Source organism: Paenibacillus sp. IHBB 10380 (assembly GCF_000949425.1).
GTDB lineage: Bacteria > Bacillota > Bacilli > Paenibacillales > Paenibacillaceae > Paenibacillus_AQ.
Genome location: NZ_CP010976.1, coordinates 5,009,982 through 5,027,965, shown reverse-complemented (window position 1 = coordinate 5,027,965; position 17,984 = coordinate 5,009,982). Strand labels below are relative to the sequence as shown.

15 protein-coding genes, 9 tRNA genes and 1 rRNA gene are annotated in these 17,984 nt (G+C 44.9%); all 25 read right to left on the bottom strand.

The window, feature by feature from the left end; genetic code table 11:
* Window positions 1-11: 11 nt before the first annotated feature.
* The 25 genes from hisJ to UB51_RS22745 all read right to left on the bottom strand — a co-directional run bounded on the left by hisJ (window position 12) and on the right by UB51_RS22745 (window position 17,967).
* Window positions 12-836, bottom strand: coding sequence for a histidinol-phosphatase HisJ (hisJ, locus tag UB51_RS22865; RefSeq protein WP_044879276.1), 825 nt, complete (start codon window positions 834-836; stop codon window positions 12-14).
* A gap of 14 nt (window positions 837-850) precedes the next feature.
* The gene (gene hisIE / locus UB51_RS22860) at window positions 851-1,576 is read right to left on the bottom strand and encodes a bifunctional phosphoribosyl-AMP cyclohydrolase/phosphoribosyl-ATP diphosphatase HisIE (RefSeq protein WP_044879275.1); all 726 of its coding nucleotides are present in this window, start codon (window positions 1,574-1,576) and stop codon (window positions 851-853) included.
* Entirely contained in the window at window positions 1,573-2,331 is a 759-nt protein-coding gene (hisF, locus tag UB51_RS22855; RefSeq protein ID WP_044879274.1) for an imidazole glycerol phosphate synthase subunit HisF, read from the bottom strand. Before hisF ends, hisIE begins: the two co-directional genes overlap by 4 nt.
* A 105-nt stretch (window positions 2,332-2,436) precedes the next feature.
* Window positions 2,437-3,180: a 1-(5-phosphoribosyl)-5-[(5-phosphoribosylamino)methylideneamino]imidazole-4-carboxamide isomerase gene (gene hisA, locus UB51_RS22850; protein WP_044879273.1), complete on the bottom strand. Its 744-nt coding sequence runs from the start codon at window positions 3,178-3,180 to the stop codon at window positions 2,437-2,439.
* 52 nt (window positions 3,181-3,232) lie between these two features.
* Window positions 3,233-3,856 carry an imidazole glycerol phosphate synthase subunit HisH gene (gene hisH, locus UB51_RS22845; protein ID WP_044879272.1) on the bottom strand — a complete coding sequence of 208 codons (624 nt, stop codon included), beginning with the start codon at window positions 3,854-3,856 and terminating at the stop codon, window positions 3,233-3,235.
* A 2-nt stretch (window positions 3,857-3,858) separates the two neighbouring features.
* Entirely contained in the window at window positions 3,859-4,467 is a 609-nt protein-coding gene (hisB, locus tag UB51_RS22840) for an imidazoleglycerol-phosphate dehydratase HisB (RefSeq protein ID WP_044879271.1), read from the bottom strand.
* A complete protein-coding gene (gene hisD, locus UB51_RS22835) occupies window positions 4,457-5,764 on the bottom strand; it encodes a histidinol dehydrogenase (protein WP_044880378.1) in 1,308 nt (435 codons plus the stop codon). The genes hisB and hisD overlap by 11 nt, the downstream gene beginning before the upstream one ends.
* 61 nt (window positions 5,765-5,825) lie before the next feature.
* A complete protein-coding gene (gene hisG, locus UB51_RS22830; protein WP_044879270.1) occupies window positions 5,826-6,470 on the bottom strand; it encodes an ATP phosphoribosyltransferase in 645 nt (214 codons plus the stop codon).
* Between the two features lie 55 nt (window positions 6,471-6,525).
* Window positions 6,526-7,794, bottom strand: a complete 1,269-nt coding sequence (locus UB51_RS22825) for an ATP phosphoribosyltransferase regulatory subunit (RefSeq protein WP_082063231.1) — start codon at window positions 7,792-7,794, stop codon at window positions 6,526-6,528.
* A 251-nt stretch (window positions 7,795-8,045) separates the two neighbouring features.
* On the bottom strand, window positions 8,046-8,549 hold the full coding sequence (locus tag UB51_RS22820) for an acyltransferase (RefSeq protein ID WP_044879269.1): 504 nt from the start codon (window positions 8,547-8,549) through the stop codon (window positions 8,046-8,048).
* Window positions 8,546-9,199 (bottom strand): pyrophosphatase PpaX, encoded by a 654-nt coding sequence (ppaX, locus tag UB51_RS22815; protein WP_044879268.1) that lies wholly within the window; start codon window positions 9,197-9,199, stop codon window positions 8,546-8,548. Before ppaX ends, UB51_RS22820 begins: the two co-directional genes overlap by 4 nt.
* A gap of 4 nt (window positions 9,200-9,203) precedes the next feature.
* A complete protein-coding gene (lgt, locus tag UB51_RS22810) occupies window positions 9,204-10,241 on the bottom strand; it encodes a prolipoprotein diacylglyceryl transferase (protein ID WP_044879267.1) in 1,038 nt (345 codons plus the stop codon).
* Window positions 10,242-10,256: 15 nt separating this feature from the next.
* Window positions 10,257-11,195, bottom strand: a complete 939-nt coding sequence (gene hprK, locus UB51_RS22805) for an HPr(Ser) kinase/phosphatase (RefSeq protein ID WP_044879266.1) — start codon at window positions 11,193-11,195, stop codon at window positions 10,257-10,259.
* 198 nt (window positions 11,196-11,393) lie between these two features.
* Complete coding sequence (locus tag UB51_RS22800; RefSeq protein WP_044879265.1) at window positions 11,394-12,518, bottom strand: ABC transporter ATP-binding protein; 1,125 nt, start codon at window positions 12,516-12,518, stop codon at window positions 11,394-11,396.
* Window positions 12,519-12,620: 102 nt separating this feature from the next.
* On the bottom strand, window positions 12,621-13,727 hold the full coding sequence (locus UB51_RS22795; RefSeq protein ID WP_044879264.1) for a PucR family transcriptional regulator: 1,107 nt from the start codon (window positions 13,725-13,727) through the stop codon (window positions 12,621-12,623).
* Between the two features lie 120 nt (window positions 13,728-13,847).
* Window positions 13,848-13,920 (bottom strand) — tRNA-Lys (locus tag UB51_RS22790).
* 7 nt (window positions 13,921-13,927) lie between these two features.
* Window positions 13,928-14,012 (bottom strand) — tRNA-Tyr (locus UB51_RS22785).
* Window positions 14,013-14,024: 12 nt separating this feature from the next.
* A tRNA-Phe gene (locus UB51_RS22780) sits at window positions 14,025-14,097 on the bottom strand.
* A 60-nt stretch (window positions 14,098-14,157) separates the two neighbouring features.
* Window positions 14,158-14,234: transfer RNA gene (locus UB51_RS22775), tRNA-Asp, on the bottom strand.
* Window positions 14,235-14,251: 17 nt separating this feature from the next.
* Window positions 14,252-14,327 (bottom strand) — tRNA-Thr (locus UB51_RS22770).
* Between the two features lie 6 nt (window positions 14,328-14,333).
* A tRNA-Val gene (locus UB51_RS22765) sits at window positions 14,334-14,409 on the bottom strand.
* 10 nt (window positions 14,410-14,419) lie between these two features.
* Window positions 14,420-14,496 (bottom strand) — tRNA-Met (locus UB51_RS22760).
* Between the two features lie 35 nt (window positions 14,497-14,531).
* Window positions 14,532-14,623: transfer RNA gene (locus UB51_RS22755), tRNA-Ser, on the bottom strand.
* A gap of 105 nt (window positions 14,624-14,728) precedes the next feature.
* Window positions 14,729-17,658 (bottom strand): 23S ribosomal RNA (locus tag UB51_RS22750).
* Between the two features lie 233 nt (window positions 17,659-17,891).
* A tRNA-Ala gene (locus UB51_RS22745) sits at window positions 17,892-17,967 on the bottom strand.
* Window positions 17,968-17,984 lie beyond the last annotated feature (17 nt).

Sequence of the window (17,984 nt, the reverse complement as noted above, 5' to 3'; positions counted from 1 at the left end):
ACAGGTAAATGTCAGATTTCAAAAGACACCTGAGTTCTAACTCGCCGATCGAATACCGATAGTTCCCGGTAACCGACATCCCAAAGGGCAGCGCGCGCATGATCCAGGTATTCTCCAAGCTTCCGCGGATCATGTGCATCAGAACCAATCGTAACCGGAATACCTAGACGAAATGCTTCACTTACTATTCTGCTGCTAGGGAACATCTCCTCGCACGCTTTAGATAATCCCGAAGCATTCAGTTCCATAGCTACTCCACTCTTCCGTATCGCTCTCAGCGTAGCATCTTCCATATCTGTGACTTCTGTATAAGCCTCCGGTGCAGGCTTATAACCGAACCGCTTAATCACATCAACATGGCCCATAATATCGTACAATCCCGTTGCCGCGGCTTTCTGAACAGCATCATAGTACCGCTTATATACAGCCAAAATATCCTGTCCATCCCAATAATGTGTCTGACGATAGTCACTAATATCCCATGTCCCCAGAAAATGAACTGATCCAATGACATAATCCCAAGGGTATGCCGTTGTGATTGCTTCTATCTCGGCTTCATACCCTTCAATATAGTCGCCTTCCAGTCCCACCTTCACATCGATCTGACCTTTGTAACGATCCTTAAGAGAGAGGCATTCCTCCACATAATGAGGAAGCTCCTCCATTGGCATCGCCATTTCAGGATAATAAGTGGCTGGATCTACATGAATCAGTGGCATATGGTCCGATAGACCGATCTGAGATAATCCCATCTCTATCCCACGCTGAACATATTCCTCTAGCTCTCCAATAGCGTGACCACAGCGGACATGGTGGGTGTGATAGTCTATTTGCATCGTTCATTCCTCCCTTAATCGCGACGTGGACGTTCGTGCCGTAGACCTAGTTCCTCTAGAATCTCATCAAGGGGTAGTTTACGCTCCTCTAGTAATACAAGTAAATGATAGATCAGGTCGCTTACTTCTAGACGTAGCTCCGCATTATCTTTATTTTTAGCAGCGATAATCGCCTCTGCCGTTTCTTCTCCGACCTTTTTAAGAATTTTATCGATACCTTTTTCAAATAAATACGTTGTATAAGCACCCTCAGGCCGCTCTTTCTCACGTTCTGCAATAATCTGCTCCAGCTCAGCCAAGACCGCGAATCGGTCATCATTATTGTAACTACTAGCTTCAGGCTTCGAATCATTCAGAGCTTCGGAATCAGAGCTTGGGTCAGCAGATAAGATCACTTCATTGAAGAAACAAGTATCATTTCCTGTATGACATGCAGGTCCCTTAGGCTTAACTTGAAGTAGCAAAGTATCTCCATCACAATCATAGCGTAGTGAAACAATCTGTTGCGTATGACTAGAGGTAGCCCCCTTATGCCACAACTCTTGCCGCGAACGACTCCAAAACCACGTTTCTCCACTTTCCACCGATAGTTTCAGTGATTCACGGTTCATATACGCCATCATTAATACGTCTTTAGTAACTGCATCTTGTATAATAGCAGGCACTAGCCCAGATTCATCAAATTTGATCTGTCCTTGTATTTGTTCCAAAGACCCTACCTGATCTATTTTGTTGCTCATCGAATCTCCACTCCTTTTTGCTTTAGGTCCTGCTTCAAATCAGGTATTGTCATTTCTTTATAATGAAAAATAGTAGCTGCTAATCCCGCATCCGCTTTGCCACCTGTAAATACGTCGTAGAAATGGTCCTTTGTTCCCGCTCCACCTGATGCAATGACTGGAATACCAATCAGACCTGATACAGCAGAAGTAAGCGCTAGATCGAAGCCGTCTTTCGTGCCATCGGCATCCATACTCGTCAGTAATATTTCGCCTGCCCCTAACGATTCAGCTTCCTTAACCCACGATAAAGCTCGAATGCCAGACGGCGTACGCCCACCATGTGTGTATACTTCCCACTCGCCCCATGCCTCATTGTACTTCGCATCTACCGCTACAACGATACACTGGGATCCGAATTTCCTCGCACCTTCCGCAATCAATTGTGGATTATTTACAGCTGCTGTATTAATACCAATTTTATCTGCACCTGCGCGTAGAATCCTTCTCATATCATCAACATGAGATATGCCTCCACCTACCGTGAACGGTATCGCAATCTCACCTGCAGTCTGACGTACAACCTCCACCATCGTTGCCCGACCTTCTACCGAAGCTGAAATATCTAGAAATACAAGTTCATCTGCACCCTCTTGGTCATAAAGGGCTGCCAGTTCTACCGGATCACCCGCATCACGCAGATTAACAAAGTTAACGCCCTTCACAACCCGACCGTCCTTCACATCTAGACACGGAATGATTCGTTTAGCCAGCATGTCTCTCTTCCCCTCTACACTCATTAATAAATAACCTGCACAAATCCCAATCCACAATCCATATCTAATTTCCGGAATAATACGCTTTAGCTTCTATCGCTCACTCTAATTCTGCTGCCCTTTAACGGTCTTCACTGCCTCTGCTAGATCAATATTCCCTGTATACAGCGCTTTGCCTACAATCGCTCCTCCAACGCCTTCATGAGCGTGTGAACTTAAGCTAAGTAGATCATCCAACACTGTAACACCTCCGGATGCGATCACCGTACGACCACTACTAGCTGCAAGGGATAAAATAGCCTCTACATTCGGTCCTTGCATCATGCCATCACGTGAAATATCCGTAAAAATAAATGTCTCAGCCCCCTTGGCTGCAAGCTCCTTAGCGAGCTCTTCCGCTTTAACCTCAGAGGTATCCAACCAACCACGGGTGGCAACGTAGCCGTTACGCGCATCAATACCTATCGCTACCTTATCTCCATATCTACCCAGAACAGCTTCTGTAAAGGCACGATCCTCAATCGCTGCTGTACCGATAATCAATCTACTTACGCCAAGATCTAGTAGCCGCTTCACATCAGCAAGGGTACGAATTCCACCCCCAACTTGCACAGGGACGCTGACTTCCTTAGCAATAGCTCCAATGATCGCATCATTTACGGGATGTCCTGCTTTGGCACCATCTAGATCCACTAGATGAATAAATGATCCACCTTGTTGTTCCCATGACTTAGCGACTTGTAACGGGCTATCATTATACACCGTTTCCTGATTGTAATCGCCTTGAATCAGTCGTACACATTTACCATCACGAATATCAATAGCTGGATATATGATAAAAGAAGACATATTGTGATCCCCACTTTTCCTCGAAATTGAATACGATTTATAATTACAGCCTTTATTTCACTGGATTACCCGTAAGCTTAAGGAAATTGTGCAGTAAACTCATACCGAGCTCTCCACTCTTCTCTGGGTGGAACTGCATGCCGAATACTGAGTCTCGACCCACGATCGCAGTCACGGGCTGTCCATAATCTGTTGTTGCTAGAAGATCTGTCTTTACTTCCGGAAGAACATGATAAGAATGTACGAAGTATACATATCCTTCCGCAAGTCCCGTAAACAGCGGACTCCCCTGTTCAATGTAATCTAACTTATTCCATCCCATGTGCGGCACTTTATAATCCCCGCCAGCGAATCGAACAACTGCACCAGGTAGTATATCTAGTCCCTTGTGGCTACCGTGCTCCTCACTAGTACTGAACAACAACTGCATACCTAGGCAGATGCCTAGTAGAGGCTGATCGCCTGCTGCGACCTTCCGCACTACAGCATCGAGCGAACTCTCCTGTAATTGCGTCATAGCATCACCGAAAGCACCAACACCAGGCAAGATTACACCTTCTGCGGCGAGGATTTCGCTCTCTACACTCGTAATAAGCACCTCATATCCAAGACGCTCTACAGCTTTACTCACACTGTGCAAGTTGCCCATGCCATAATCCACAATCGCAATAGCCACGATTATAGCACTCCCTTCGTGGAGGGCACACCTGTCACACGCGGATCAATGCTAGTTGCTTCATCAAGCGCACGACCTAGCGCCTTAAATACAGCTTCAATCATGTGATGCGTGTTCTGTCCGTAGTGAACGATCACATGTAGCGTAATACGTGCTTCCAATGCGAATTTCCACAGAAATTCATGTACCAGTTCCGTCGTGAAACTTCCTACCTGCTGTGAAGGATATTCTGCCCGATATTCAAAATGCGGCCGATTGCTAATATCAATAATTACTTGCGCTAAAGCCTCATCCATCGGTACAAATACGCTAGCATAACGCTTAATTCCCTTCTTGTCGCCTAGCGCTTCTCTAAGCGTCTGTCCTAGACAGATCCCGATATCCTCCACCGTATGATGATCATCAATTTCAATATCTCCCTGCGCCTTTACAGAAAGATCGAAATGTCCGTGCTTAGTGAACAGATCCAACATATGATTCAGGAATGGAACATCCGTCTCCAGCTCCGATACACCCGTACCATCTACACCAAAAGAAAGTGAAATATTCGTCTCATTCGTTGCACGACTTACACTTGCTGTGCGCAAACTCTCATTCACATTATTGTCCATTATTAATATCCACCTTTCCTTCCTTCTGTAACCGGACCTCAATGGCCCGTGCATGACCCTCTAGTCCTTCGTGCCGAGCTAGTTCCATGATCGTCGCACCATTCTCTAGCAATGCTTCCTTACTATAATAAATCATGCTAGATTTCTTAATGAAATCATCCACATCTACAGGCGATGAGAATCTAGCTGTCCCATTAGTCGGAATAATATGATTCGGTCCAGCGAAATAATCTCCTACAGGCTCCGAGCTGTAAGGTCCTAAGAAAATAGCACCCGCATTCTCAATCTTACTGACATAAGACATCGGGTCTTCCACCATAATTTCTAGATGCTCTGGTGCTAGCCGATTCACCACTGAGATACCCTCTTCGATTGATTCTACAACAATAATAGCGCCATAGTTCACGATTGAGGAAGCTGCAATCTCTTGACGTGGCAATAATGCCAACTGACGTGTTACCTCTAACGAAACGACTTCGGCAAACGCCCGTGAAGGTGTCACAAGAATCGCTGAAGCCATCTCATCATGCTCTGCCTGAGATAACAAATCAGCTGCAACATAGACTGGACTCGCCTTCTCGTCTGCTAATACCACGATTTCGCTTGGTCCGGCAATGCTATCAATGTCTACGGCCCCATACACTTCTCGCTTAGCCAATGCAACATATATGTTACCTGGACCACATATCTTATCTACCGGTGCAATCGTCTTCGTACCATAAGCTAATGCAGCAATCGCTTGTGCTCCACCCACACGATAAATCTCGTGCACACCTGCTTCTGCTGCGGCTACAAGAATATGAGGATCAATGCCCTCTTGACCATTCGTCCCTGGTGGAGTCATCATGACAATCTCCGGTACGCCAGCTACTTGAGCTGGAATAACGTTCATCAGAACAGAAGAAGGATAAGCTGCCTTACCTCCGGGTACATATACGCCCACACGTTTAAGTGGACGGATAATTTGACCTAGAATACTGCCATCCGGCTGCAAATCCATCCAAGAGTTTCTTTTCTCACGCATATGGAAGGCTCTAATGTTGGTTGCTGCTGCTGAAATAGCCCTCACGAAAGATGGCTCAACATGCTTATAAGCCTCTTGTAACTCTTCCGCAGTTACCCGTAGTGTGGCAGCAGTCAACTTGGTCCGATCATGCTGCTCTGTATAACGAAGAAGTGCTGCATCTCCTTCAACCTTGACATCCTTTACGATAGTCTTAACAGCTTCATTCTGCTCAGGCGTACCGTAATCCACTTCCCTCTGCAAATTAAACTTTTCAACCGGTACAATTTTCATCATGTGAACTCCACCTCCGCCAAGCTTACTCTACAATGATTCACTGTTTTTCCTTATCTACTCATTTCGATTCAATTTGAGGTACTGGAAGCACCTTTTGGAGCAAATCACATAACTCTTGTATTTGCCCATTCTTCATACGATAACTAACACGATTAGCAATAAGGCGGCTTGTAATTTCAAAAATACTTATCATCTCTACCAAGCCATTATCCTTCAATGTTTGCCCCGTCTCCACCATATCCACAATTCGATCTGCCAACCCAATCAGGGGTGCTAGCTCAATAGACCCGTTCAGCTTAATAACTTCAACCTGTTGTCCTTGCTCTCGAAAATACTGTGAAGCCACATTCGGATACTTCGTAGCTACTCGTTGTTGAATTCCCGGCTGCCAATTCGGCAGACCAATAACAGACATCCGACAACGCGCAATACCTAGATCCAATAGCTCATACACGTCCTTATTCTCTTCGAGAAGCACATCCTTCCCTACAATTCCAATATCAGCTACGCCATACTCAACATAAGTAGGTACATCTACCGGCTTCGCGAGAATGAACTCCATACCCATCTCAGGCAAAGGAACGACTAGCTTTCGTGATTCATCTACTTCCAGTGGAATATCTAGTCCAGCTTTGCGGAATAAGGCTGCTGCCTTCGTATATATACGCCCCTTGGGCATGGCTACTTTTAACGTCTCAACCATTCTTTCTAACCTCCTTATCCATCTATTATCAGTCTTGCTCCCCGTTGGAGCCTAATTATTCATGTGTAACATAAGTAATGATCTCGCTATACAACTTCTTCACAGGATGCCCTACTTGAACTCCTGATTTCACATTTTCTGAATCCGAATCTATTTCTTGTTCTACATCTTGTTCTGCTTTTTGCTCAACCTGTTTACTCGAATTTAACGAATCCTGATCTGAAATTAGACGTGTCACCACCGTATACCCCGATGCCCGTAATCTAGTAGCTTCAGCAAGTCCCTCTGCGCGTTGTAATGCATCATATTGCACAAGAACAGGTAACACCTCAAGTTCATGCTTACCCTGCACACCATCTAGAATGCGATTGGTCTTTAGTGCGAACCCTGTCGCAGGAATGGACCGTCCAAATTGTTGTAAAAGATTATCATAACGTCCGCCGCTACATACTGGGAAACCCAGTTCTGAAGCATACCCTTCAAAGGTCATACCTGTGTAATAAGAGAAATCCCCAATCATCGTGAGATCAATCAACACATGTTCTGAGACACCATAGGCTTCTAACACTTCCCACACTTTACATAAGTGGACGATTGAACTCTGAGCTAGCGTATTTCCACTAAGTTGGAAGGCCTGATCACAGATTTCCTTCCCTCCACGTAGCCGTACAATTCCATCCAATATATTTTTTTGTGCATTCGGTAAATCCAATTCAAGAATCGTATTACGGAACCCCACATAATCACGGCGCAATAATCCTTCTTTAAGAGCTTCCTGAGCATCATCCTGATCTGGAACAACCTCTTGGAACAATCCATGCAAGAATCCCACATGACCCATAGCAATTTTAAAAGAGGTCACTCCCGCAGCCTTCAACGACTCAATGGCAAGCGCGACAATCTCCGCATCGGCCTCTGGGGAATCATCACCCACCAGCTCCACACCTGTCTGGAAAAACTCCGCTTCTCTACCTGCTTCTTCTTCAATTGTACGAAATACGTTCGCATGATAAGACAGTCTTAATGGGAGAGGCTCCTCTTTCAATAACGAAGATACCACACGTGCAATAGGAGCCGTCATATCTGAACGTAGCACCAGCGTAGTTCCCCGATTATTAAGCAATTTAAATAACTTACGATCTGACGTAGAACTTGCCACACCAACCGTATCATAGTATTCCATCGTTGGCGTCATAATCTGACGATATCCCCATGCTTCCATGCAATCCAACACATTACGTTCAATGGAACGTAGTTTCTTCACTGCATACGGCAGATAATCACGAACACCTACCGGTTTTTCAAACCCTTTTGGCTTAGACACTTCAGTTCACCTCGACTTAGACAACTTTATTAAAAGATTATATATCAAGAGAAGATAGGCTTTATTTAATTTAAATTACTTTAGTGCGGTAACGATCTACCATGCTACCAAAGTAAAGAATATTCGCTATCTTAACATGATTATGATGTGACGTCAATCAACATCTATCGCTTACAACGAAGCTTACGACAAATAACACCTCAGTCTCAAACTGAGGTGTTAACGATTTCGAATTCCCCATGTCATGAGGCTTATTCTGAATCATCTCTTGTGGCTGCTGGTCTCAATTCACGCAATGGATTTCCACCTACGAAGGTACCTGGCGCTACATCCTTGTGAACTACTGACCCCGCCGCCACAATAGCCCCATCACCAATGGTCACTCCGGGAAGTATCGTTGAATTGGCTCCAATCATTACATTTTCCCCAATGATCACCTCGCCCAACCGATATTCATGAATTAAGTACTCATGAGCCAGAATGGTCGTATTATAGCCAATAACTGAATTTTCTCCCACTGATATTTTTTCAGGAAAAAATACATCGACCATGACCATTAGCCCGAATGCCGTATGCTTTCCCACCTTCATACCTAACATGTGACGATAGATCCAGTTCTTCACTTGAAGAATAGGACAGTAGCGAGCTATCTGAATACATACGAAATTTTTAATCCCCTTCCAAGGACTAACGGTTCGATAAATTTGCCAAAGCGCATTCGGACCTTCCACTGGATGACGAGTAATCTTTCTCACTCTAAACCCGACTCCTGTTCCACAAGAGAATATAAATCGCTCATCGCATGCAACATGTGGTCTGGTTCATACTTCTTAAGCTCATCTTCACCCTTTAGTGACCATGCTACACCTGCCGATAACACTCCAGCTGCCTTTGCTGCCTGAATATCTACAGGGCTATCCCCAACCATCAAGGTTTTAAGTGGATCTGCCCCAAGCTCCTTCACTGCCTTGAGTACAGGTTCTGGATGAGGCTTAGGGTTCTTAACATCAATCACCGTTACAACTGAATCCATATATTCCAACAAGCCAAACATTTCAAGTACTTTCAATGTACCTGGTCTATTCTTCGTAGTGACCACACCCATATGAATTCCTCGTCCATGAAGTGATTGAATGACTTCAATCACTTGGGGAAAAGGATGTACCATCTCATCATGATAGATATCGTTATATGTCCGATATGACTGGATTAAAGGCATAACATCATCTTGACCCGAGAAGATTTGGAGCTGTCGCTCCAACGTCAATCCCATCTTAGGTATGATTTGTTCTCTTGTGAGTGGAGACAGTCCTTGAACTTCCAGTACATTCATAAAAGATGAAATTATTAATTCATTCGTATCGATAATCGTGCCATCAAGATCAAATAGTATCGTATCAATCATGCCTTTACTCCTTCTTGTTCTCCGCTGGATGTCCCACCTCATGCACTCGTGGTTGGGTAGAAACTTCTTCGTTCTTAACCTTCTTTGGCGCTGTAAGAGGCGCTTCTGGCATTGTATCTGGCGTTACTTTCGTAGACACAACAGGATCGAGATAACGAACTTCTGCTCGCCCAGTTACACGGCGTACAACAATCAGTATGATCGCAAACACAATTATAAGTAGAGATAACAATTGAGAAATCCTCACATTGCCATAAGACGGATCTAAATGCCCAACCTCAAATCCTAGACTTTGCATTGGACTCCATAAGCCATTAACTAGAGAAACAATCCATTGTTGACCTTGGTAAGCTAGACTATCTGTACGTAGTCCTTCGATAAAGAAGCGCCCAATAGAATACCATACGAAATATGCAATAATCATTTCACCAGCACGCAGAAACTTTTGACGTCTCAACACAAGTAGCAAACCAAGTCCTACAAGGTTCCACAAAGATTCATATAAAAATGCCGGGTGATGAAACACTCCTTGAACACTCATTTGATTCACAATGAAATCAGGTAAATGCAGACTATTACGTAAAAAGGATTCCTCGACCGGTCCACCATAAGCCTCTTGGTTTACGAAGTTACCCCAGCGTCCAATGATTTGACCCACAATCAGTCCTGGAGCACAAATATCAAGAATTCTCCAAAATTTATATCCTTTATAACGGCTATATACATATCCGCATATCATCGCTCCAATTAATGCGCCATAAATCGCAATACCACCGTTCCATATTTTGAAGACATCCCAGAAATTATCTTTGTAATCATCCCATTTGAACGCTACGAAATAAATACGTGCACAGATAATCGATGAAGGAACTCCAAACAATAGAAGATCCATAAATACTTCAGACGGAATTCCAAATCTACGACCTTCTCTAATGGCAAACATAAGGCCTATCAAAGCACCTAATCCCAAAATTAGACCATACCAGTGAACATCTAGTGATCCAATCGAAATTGCGATAGGATTCAATAACAATGTCGCCATCTCTATTCCTCACCCCTAATCTAAATCGTCGTTATCTTCTGCAATCGTCGCCGTTAATTTATTCGTGAACTGCAGTGCCGCATTGAACCCCATTTGTTTCAAGCGATAGTTCATAGCTGCCACTTCAATAATAACTGCAAGGTTACGTCCTGGCCGAACAGGTATCGTCACCAATGGAACATCGGTATCAATAATTCTTGTTGTCTCTTCATCAAGACCCAGACGATCATATTGCTTATCTTGTTGCCAAGCTTCTAATCTTACGACTAGCGTAATCCGTTTATTGTTACGGATGGCACCTGCACCAAATAGGGTCATTACATTAATAATACCAACCCCACGAATTTCAAGAAGATGACGAATCAATTCAGGCGCTGTACCATGAAGTTGATTATCTGAGGTCTGCCGAATTTCCACTGCATCATCGGCAATAAGCCTATGTCCTCTTTTGACCAATTCTAGCGCTGTCTCACTCTTACCTATGCCACTTGAACCCGTTATTAGCATACCCACACCATTAACATCACACAATACACCATGTATGGTTGCCGTCGGTGCCAACTTCTTCTCTAGGAAGCCCGTAATTCGGCTGGAAAGTGTGGTTGTTGCCATATTACTACGAAGGACAGCTATATTATTCTGAATACTAACATCTATTAACTCCTGAGGAACTTCCAATGATCGAGTGACAACAATACATGGCGTTACATCCGTACAGAGTTTCACCATTCGTTCTCTTCTATCTTCAGCAGGTAGCATTGCAAAAAAAGCCAACTCCGTCTTACCGAATAATTGCACTCGCTCTTGAGGATGATATTCGAAGTAGCCTGCCATTTCCAATCCAGGTCGATTCAAATCATCAACCGTAATCACACGCTTGAGACCTTCCTCACCCGAAATGACTTCCAACTGAAATTGTTGAACTAGTTCAGATACCTTTACCTTTTTAGCCATTTCAATTCTCCCTTTCGTCCAACTTCCCTATGTATACCGAGGCCGAGACTTATGGACCTATTCAAGACTTTTCCATTGTAACCATCGTAAATGAAATCGCTATCGAATGCAATCTCAGCTTACATAAGATGAGCAGATATAAATACCAAAAAACCGCCAAATTGGCGGTCTTGGTATTATAGTAATTAATAAATGATATTAGTCTGCAATTAGAACGTTAAGTTCGGATTCCTTATCGAAGATATGAATTTTGTTCATATCAATTGCTAAGCGAACTGAGCTACCATCACGAATTGTAGAACGTCCATCTACACGAGCGATTACTGTATCATTACCTAATCCACTCAAGTATATCTGCATTTCATGTCCAAGGTTCTCAGTAACGTCTACATTAGATGTAAAGATCGTATTTGGAGATGCTTCTAAGAATACTGGCTCTTCATGAATATCTTCAGGACGAATGCCCATGATAACTTCTTTACCAACCAAGCCTTTACTCTTCAAGACTTGAGCTTTGCCACCAGGAACTTCTACATCCAATCCATTTGCACGGAATCTAACAGCTCCGTTTGACTCGCTAAGTGTACCGTTTATAAAGTTCATTGTAGGAGATCCAATAAAACCTGCTACGAAAAGATTAGTTGGGTTATTGTATAGCTCTTCTGGAGAAGCTGCTTGTTGAATGATACCATCATACATAACTACGATACGGTCACCCATTGTCATAGCTTCTGTTTGGTCATGCGTTACATAGATACAAGTAGTCTCAAGACGTTTTACAAGCTTCGTGATTTCTGCACGCATTTGACCACGTAGTTTTGCATCCAAGTTAGAAAGAGGCTCATCCATCAAGAATACTTGTGGATCCCGTACGATAGCGCGTCCCAAAGCGACACGTTGACGTTGACCACCAGAAAGAGCTTTTGGTTTGCGGTCAAGTAAATGTACGATATCTAGAATTGCTGCTGCATCACGTACTTTTTTGTCGATCTCATCTTTCTTCACTTTACGAAGTTTCAAACCGAATGCCATGTTTTGATATACGCTCATATGTGGGTACAGGGCGTAGGATTGGAATACCATCGCGATATCGCGGTCTTTTGGAGCTACATCGTTGACAACACGGTCGCCAATGTAGAGGTTCCCCTCTGAAATTTCTTCCAAACCAGCAATCATCCGAAGTGTTGTAGATTTACCGCAACCAGATGGTCCAACTAGAACCAAAAATTCCTTATCTTTAACATCAAGATTGATATCAATAACCGTTGCTTTGTCAGCACCTGGGTATTTCTTATAAAGATGTTCTAAGCGTACTCCAGCCATTATATTTGCCCCCTAAGTGGTTGTTTTGTAATCGAATTCATTTTGTACTCTTATCATACCCAACATCTACAAGACTGGCTATCCACAAACTGCACAAAAAACCTATTTCCTTTTCGTCACTTTATACAATAGCATCGTCAACTTAACCAATACAGCATCTTCGAAGTTACGGACATCCAGTCCAGTTTCCTGTTTGATCTTATCAAGACGATAGATAAGCGTATTCCGATGGATATACATTCGCTTTGCCGTCTCACTAACATTACAATCGATTTCAAAAAAAGTCTCTAGCGTTGAAAGTGTCTCAGCATCCGTAAATAGAATGGAGTGGTTACCGACTTGCTCTAGAAAGCCATTACGTTGATAATCAGGAATGCTAGACACTAATCTTTCTAATACTAACTCCCAAGGCAAGTGTATATGCTCCGTTATACGAAATGCTTTGCCCAGATCTATCGATTCTCTTAATAAATTAACTGTTGCTGGGAGCGAATGCAGCGGATGAATGGCCTCCGTTACGGATAGATGAAACCCACCTACCCATTCACTTGCAATCAACTCATATAGTCCATCACAGAATGCGGAGATTATATCTTTATCCGATTCCTCCAGACCATCATCCTTCTCGTCCGTACTTCCTATGATTAATTCCTTACAAGCCATAATAAGCCACTCATGTGCTGCTAAGGGAATCAATAGTACCTCCCCATCAAAATAACTAACTAACAGCTTCTTTAATTCGATATATGAAATTACTGGTGTATGTATACCCTCATAAGCCAATAGAAACGGAACCATATCAGGTTTTAAACGATTCTTAAGTATAAGCTTATCTGGAACATCACTATCCAACTCTCCTAGCTCAATTTGAGACTGAAGCCATTCACTGAATTGTTCTACCTCACGCTCTTCTACATTCTGCAAAGATAATGATACCTCTGAATGATCACGCATATTAGCTATTAGTAACTCCATAAATTGTACTTCCTCTAAACTTAAAGCATTTAGCTCTCCAGCTAGTACGGACATCTGCCCATTGTTACTATACAAGGGGAACCACACTTCCCCTTCATTCACCACAGAATCCATTACCGTTTTATTATTATAATTAAAAAAAGAGCCTGATTCCTGCTTATTCAATTCTTTGATTATGAGAGGAATTCCTACTATTTGCTGCAATTTCTGACGTAATGTCTCCATCTCCACCATCGAAATTCACCTACCACTTTACCTTTTTCTTCATATTTTATCATATCTCTTCTCAAAAATAGAATAAAACAAAAAAAATCACTAACCGTATAGGTCAATGATTTCCTTTATTACTTAAGATGAGCCATGAAGGATTCGAACCTTCGACACCCTGATTAAAAGTCAGGTGCTCTACCAACTGAGCTAATGGCTCATAAAACTGGTGGAGGATGATGGATTCGAACCACCGAACTCGTAGAGAGCAGATTTACAGTCTGCCGTGTTTAGCCACTTCACTAATCCTCCGCAATATAAAGGTGGCTCGGGACGGATTCGAACCGCCGACACTTGGATTTTCAGTCCAATGCTCTACCGACTGAGCTACCGAGCCATATATAATGTTCACAAAAATAAAACTATTGTACATATCCATCCATACATCTTAATAAAATGGCGGAACCGACGGGACTCGAACCCGCGATCTCCTGCGTGACAGGCAGGCATGTTAACCAACTACACCACGGTTCCGCACTATTAAATAAAGATGGTGCCGTCGAGAGGACTTGAACCCCCAACCTACTGATTACAAGTCAGTTGCTCTACCAGTTGAGCTACAACGGCGTATGATGGTGGAGGCTGAGGGGATCGAACCCCCGACCCTCTGCTTGTAAGGCAGATGCTCTCCCAGCTGAGCTAAGCCTCCTGGGTATGTATGGTAGCGGCGAAGGGGATCGAACCCCCGACCTCACGGGTATGAACCGTACGCTCTAGCCAGCTGAGCTACACCGCCACACTAATAATTGTACAACTTTAATGAAATATCAATGGCGGAGAGAGTGGGATTCGAACCCACGCACCGCTTACGCAGTCTAACCCCTTAGCAGAGGGTCCCCTTATAGCCACTTGGGTATCTCTCCAGATAGATCATATTCAAGGTTTAATCCTTGAAAACTAGATACGAAATGAATTTGCAAGTTTAAAACAGCATATGCTTCCGAAGTAGTTTCACTTCATGAAACTTTTAGGATAAGCCCTCGACCGATTAGTATTGGTCAGCTCCATGCATTACTGCACTTCCACCTCCAACCTATCTACCTCGTCGTCTTCAAGGGGTCTTACTAATTGGGAAATCTCATCTTGAGGGGGGCTTCACGCTTAGATGCTTTCAGCGTTTATCCCGTCCGCACGTAGCTACCCAGCTATGCTCCTGGCGGAACAACTGGTACACCAGAGGTGCGTCCATCCCGGTCCTCTCGTACTAAGGACAGCTCCTCTCAAATTTCCTGCGCCCACGACAGATAGGGACCGAACTGTCTCACGACGTTCTGAACCCAGCTCGCGTACCGCTTTAATGGGCGAACAGCCCAACCCTTGGGACCTACTTCAGCCCCAGGATGCGATGAGCCGACATCGAGGTGCCAAACCTCCCCGTCGATGTGGACTCTTGGGGGAGATAAGCCTGTTATCCCCAGGGTAGCTTTTATCCGTTGAGCGATGGCCCTTCCATGCGGTACCACCGGATCACTAAGCCCGACTTTCGTCCCTGCTCGACTTGTAGGTCTCGCAGTCAAGCTCCCTTCTGCCTTTGCACTCTTCGAATGATTTCCAACCATTCTGAGGGAACCTTGGGGCGCCTCCGTTACTCTTTAGGAGGCGACCGCCCCAGTCAAACTGCCCACCTGACACTGTCCCCGAACCGGTTTACGGTCCTAGGTTAGAACCTAGATACGATCAGGGTGGTATCCCAACGGCGCCTCCATAGAAGCTTGCGCTCCTACTTCTCAGGCTCCCACCTATCCTGTACAGATCGTACCCAAATCCAATATCAAGCTGCAGTAAAGCTCCATGGGGTCTTTCCGTCTTGTCGCGGGTAACCTGCATCTTCACAGGTATTAAAATTTCACCGGATCTCTCGTTGAGACAGCGCCCAAGTCGTTACGCCATTCGTGCGGGTCAGAATTTACCTGACAAGGAATTTCGCTACCTTAGGACCGTTATAGTTACGGCCGCCGTTTACTGGGGCTTCGGTTCATAGCTTCGGGTTACCCCTAACCACTCCCCTTAACCTTCCAGCACCGGGCAGGCGTCAGCCCGTATACTTCGCCTTGCGGCTTCGCACAGACCTGTGTTTTTGCTAAACAGTCGCTTGGGCCTTTTCACTGCGGCCCCCTCGTGCTATTCACACTACCGGGGCACCCCTTCTCCCGAAGTTACGGGGTCATTTTGCCGAGTTCCTTAACGAGAGTTCTTCCGCGCGCCTTAGAATACTCTTCTCGCCTACCTGTGTCGGTTTGCGGTACGGGCACCTTCTCCTGGTTAGAGGCTTTTCTTGGCAGTGTGAGATCATGACCTTCGCTACTATAATTTTCGCTCCCCATTACAGCCCAGCCTTATTGATGTGCGGATTTGCCTACACATCAGCCTCACTGCTTAGACGGACACTTCCATCAGTCCGCGTCACTACCCTGCTGCGTCACCCCATTACTCATAACGGATTACGGTGGTACAGGAATTTCAACCTGTTGTCCATCCACTACGCCTTTCGGCCTCGCGTTAGGTCCCGACTTACCCTGAGAGGACGAGCCTTCCTCAGGAAACCTTGGGCTTTCGGCGGATCAGATTCTCACTGATCTTTTCGTTACTTATACCGGCATTCTCACTTGTATGCTGTCCAGCGCTCCTTACGGTACACCTTCAACCTGCATACAACGCTCCCCTACCCCTGATGCAAAGCATCAAGCCATAGCTTCGGTGGCGTGTTTAGCCCCGTTACATTTTCGGCGCAGAGTCACTCGACCAGTGAGCTATTACGCACTCTTTCAATGGTGGCTGCTTCTAAGCCAACATCCTGGTTGTCTGTGCAACTCCACATCCTTTCCCACTTAACACACACTTGGGGACCTTAGCTGATGGTCTGGGCTGTTTCCCTTTCGACAATGGATCTTAGCACTCACTGTCTGACTCCCGGAATTCGAGTCTATGGCATTCGGAGTTTGACTGAGTTTGGTAACCCTTGCGGGCCCCGCACCCAATCAGTGCTCTACCTCCACGACTTATTTCCGAGGCTAGCCCTAAAGCTATTTCGGGGAGAACCAGCTATCTCCGAGTTCGATTGGAATTTCTCCGCTACCCCCACCTCATCCCCGCATTTTTCAACATGCGTGGGTTCGGGCCTCCAGTGCGTGTTACCGCACCTTCACCCTGGACAGGGGTAGATCACTCGGTTTCGGGTCTACGTCCACGTACTAAAATTCGCCCTATTCAGACTCGCTTTCGCTGCGGCTCCGGCTTCTCACCTTAACCTTGCACGGGAACGTAACTCGCCGGTTCATTCTACAAAAGGCACGCCATCACCCATAAATAGGGCTCTGACTTTTTGTAAGCACACGGTTTCAGGTTCTATTTCACTCCCCTTCCGGGGTGCTTTTCACCTTTCCCTCACGGTACTGTTTCACTATCGGTCGCTAGGTAGTATTTAGCCTTAGCAGATGGTCCTGCTAGATTCATACGGGGTTTCACGTGCCCCGCACTACTCGGGATCCGTCTCGGAGGGATTAGACTTTTGGTTACAGGGCTTTTACCTTCTATGCCGGGCCTTTCCAGACCTCTTCACCTAACCTAATCCTTTGTAACTCCATGTGAGACGTCCCACAACCCCAAAGAGCAAGCTCCTTGGTTTGGGCTGTTCCGCGTTCGCTCGCCGCTACTGACGGAATCACTATTGTTTTCTCTTCCTCAGGGTACTTAGATGTTTCAGTTCCCCTGGTCTGCCTCTACATCCCCTATGTATTCAGGAATGAGTAACTGCGAATTACCACAGCTGGGTTTCCCCATTCGGACACCCCCGGATCAAAGCTTGCTTACAGCTCCCCGAGGCAGTTTCGTTGTTCGCCACGTCCTTCATCGGCTCCTAGCGCCTAGGCATCCTCCGTGTGCTCTTAGTAGCTTAACCATTTCGCTCATTTGTTGCGCTGTCCGCTCTCTTGTCCGTTTATTTCATCTATTGAGTAAACCCATTAGAGGTTGAAATGAACTCCCAAAGGATCGATCATCACATCAAATTCGCTAGCTACCTTTACACTTCATTCAATTCATAATGAGTTGAATGTTAAATATAAAAGAATGTTCTAAATCGCAAATTCGTTTCGTTATCTAGTTTTCAAGGATCAAATTAAATCAAATTTTTGGTGGAGCCAAGCGGGATCGAACCGCTGACCTCCTGCTTGCAAGGCAGGCGCTCTCCCAGCTGAGCTATGGCCCCATGGGATATTATTAAAT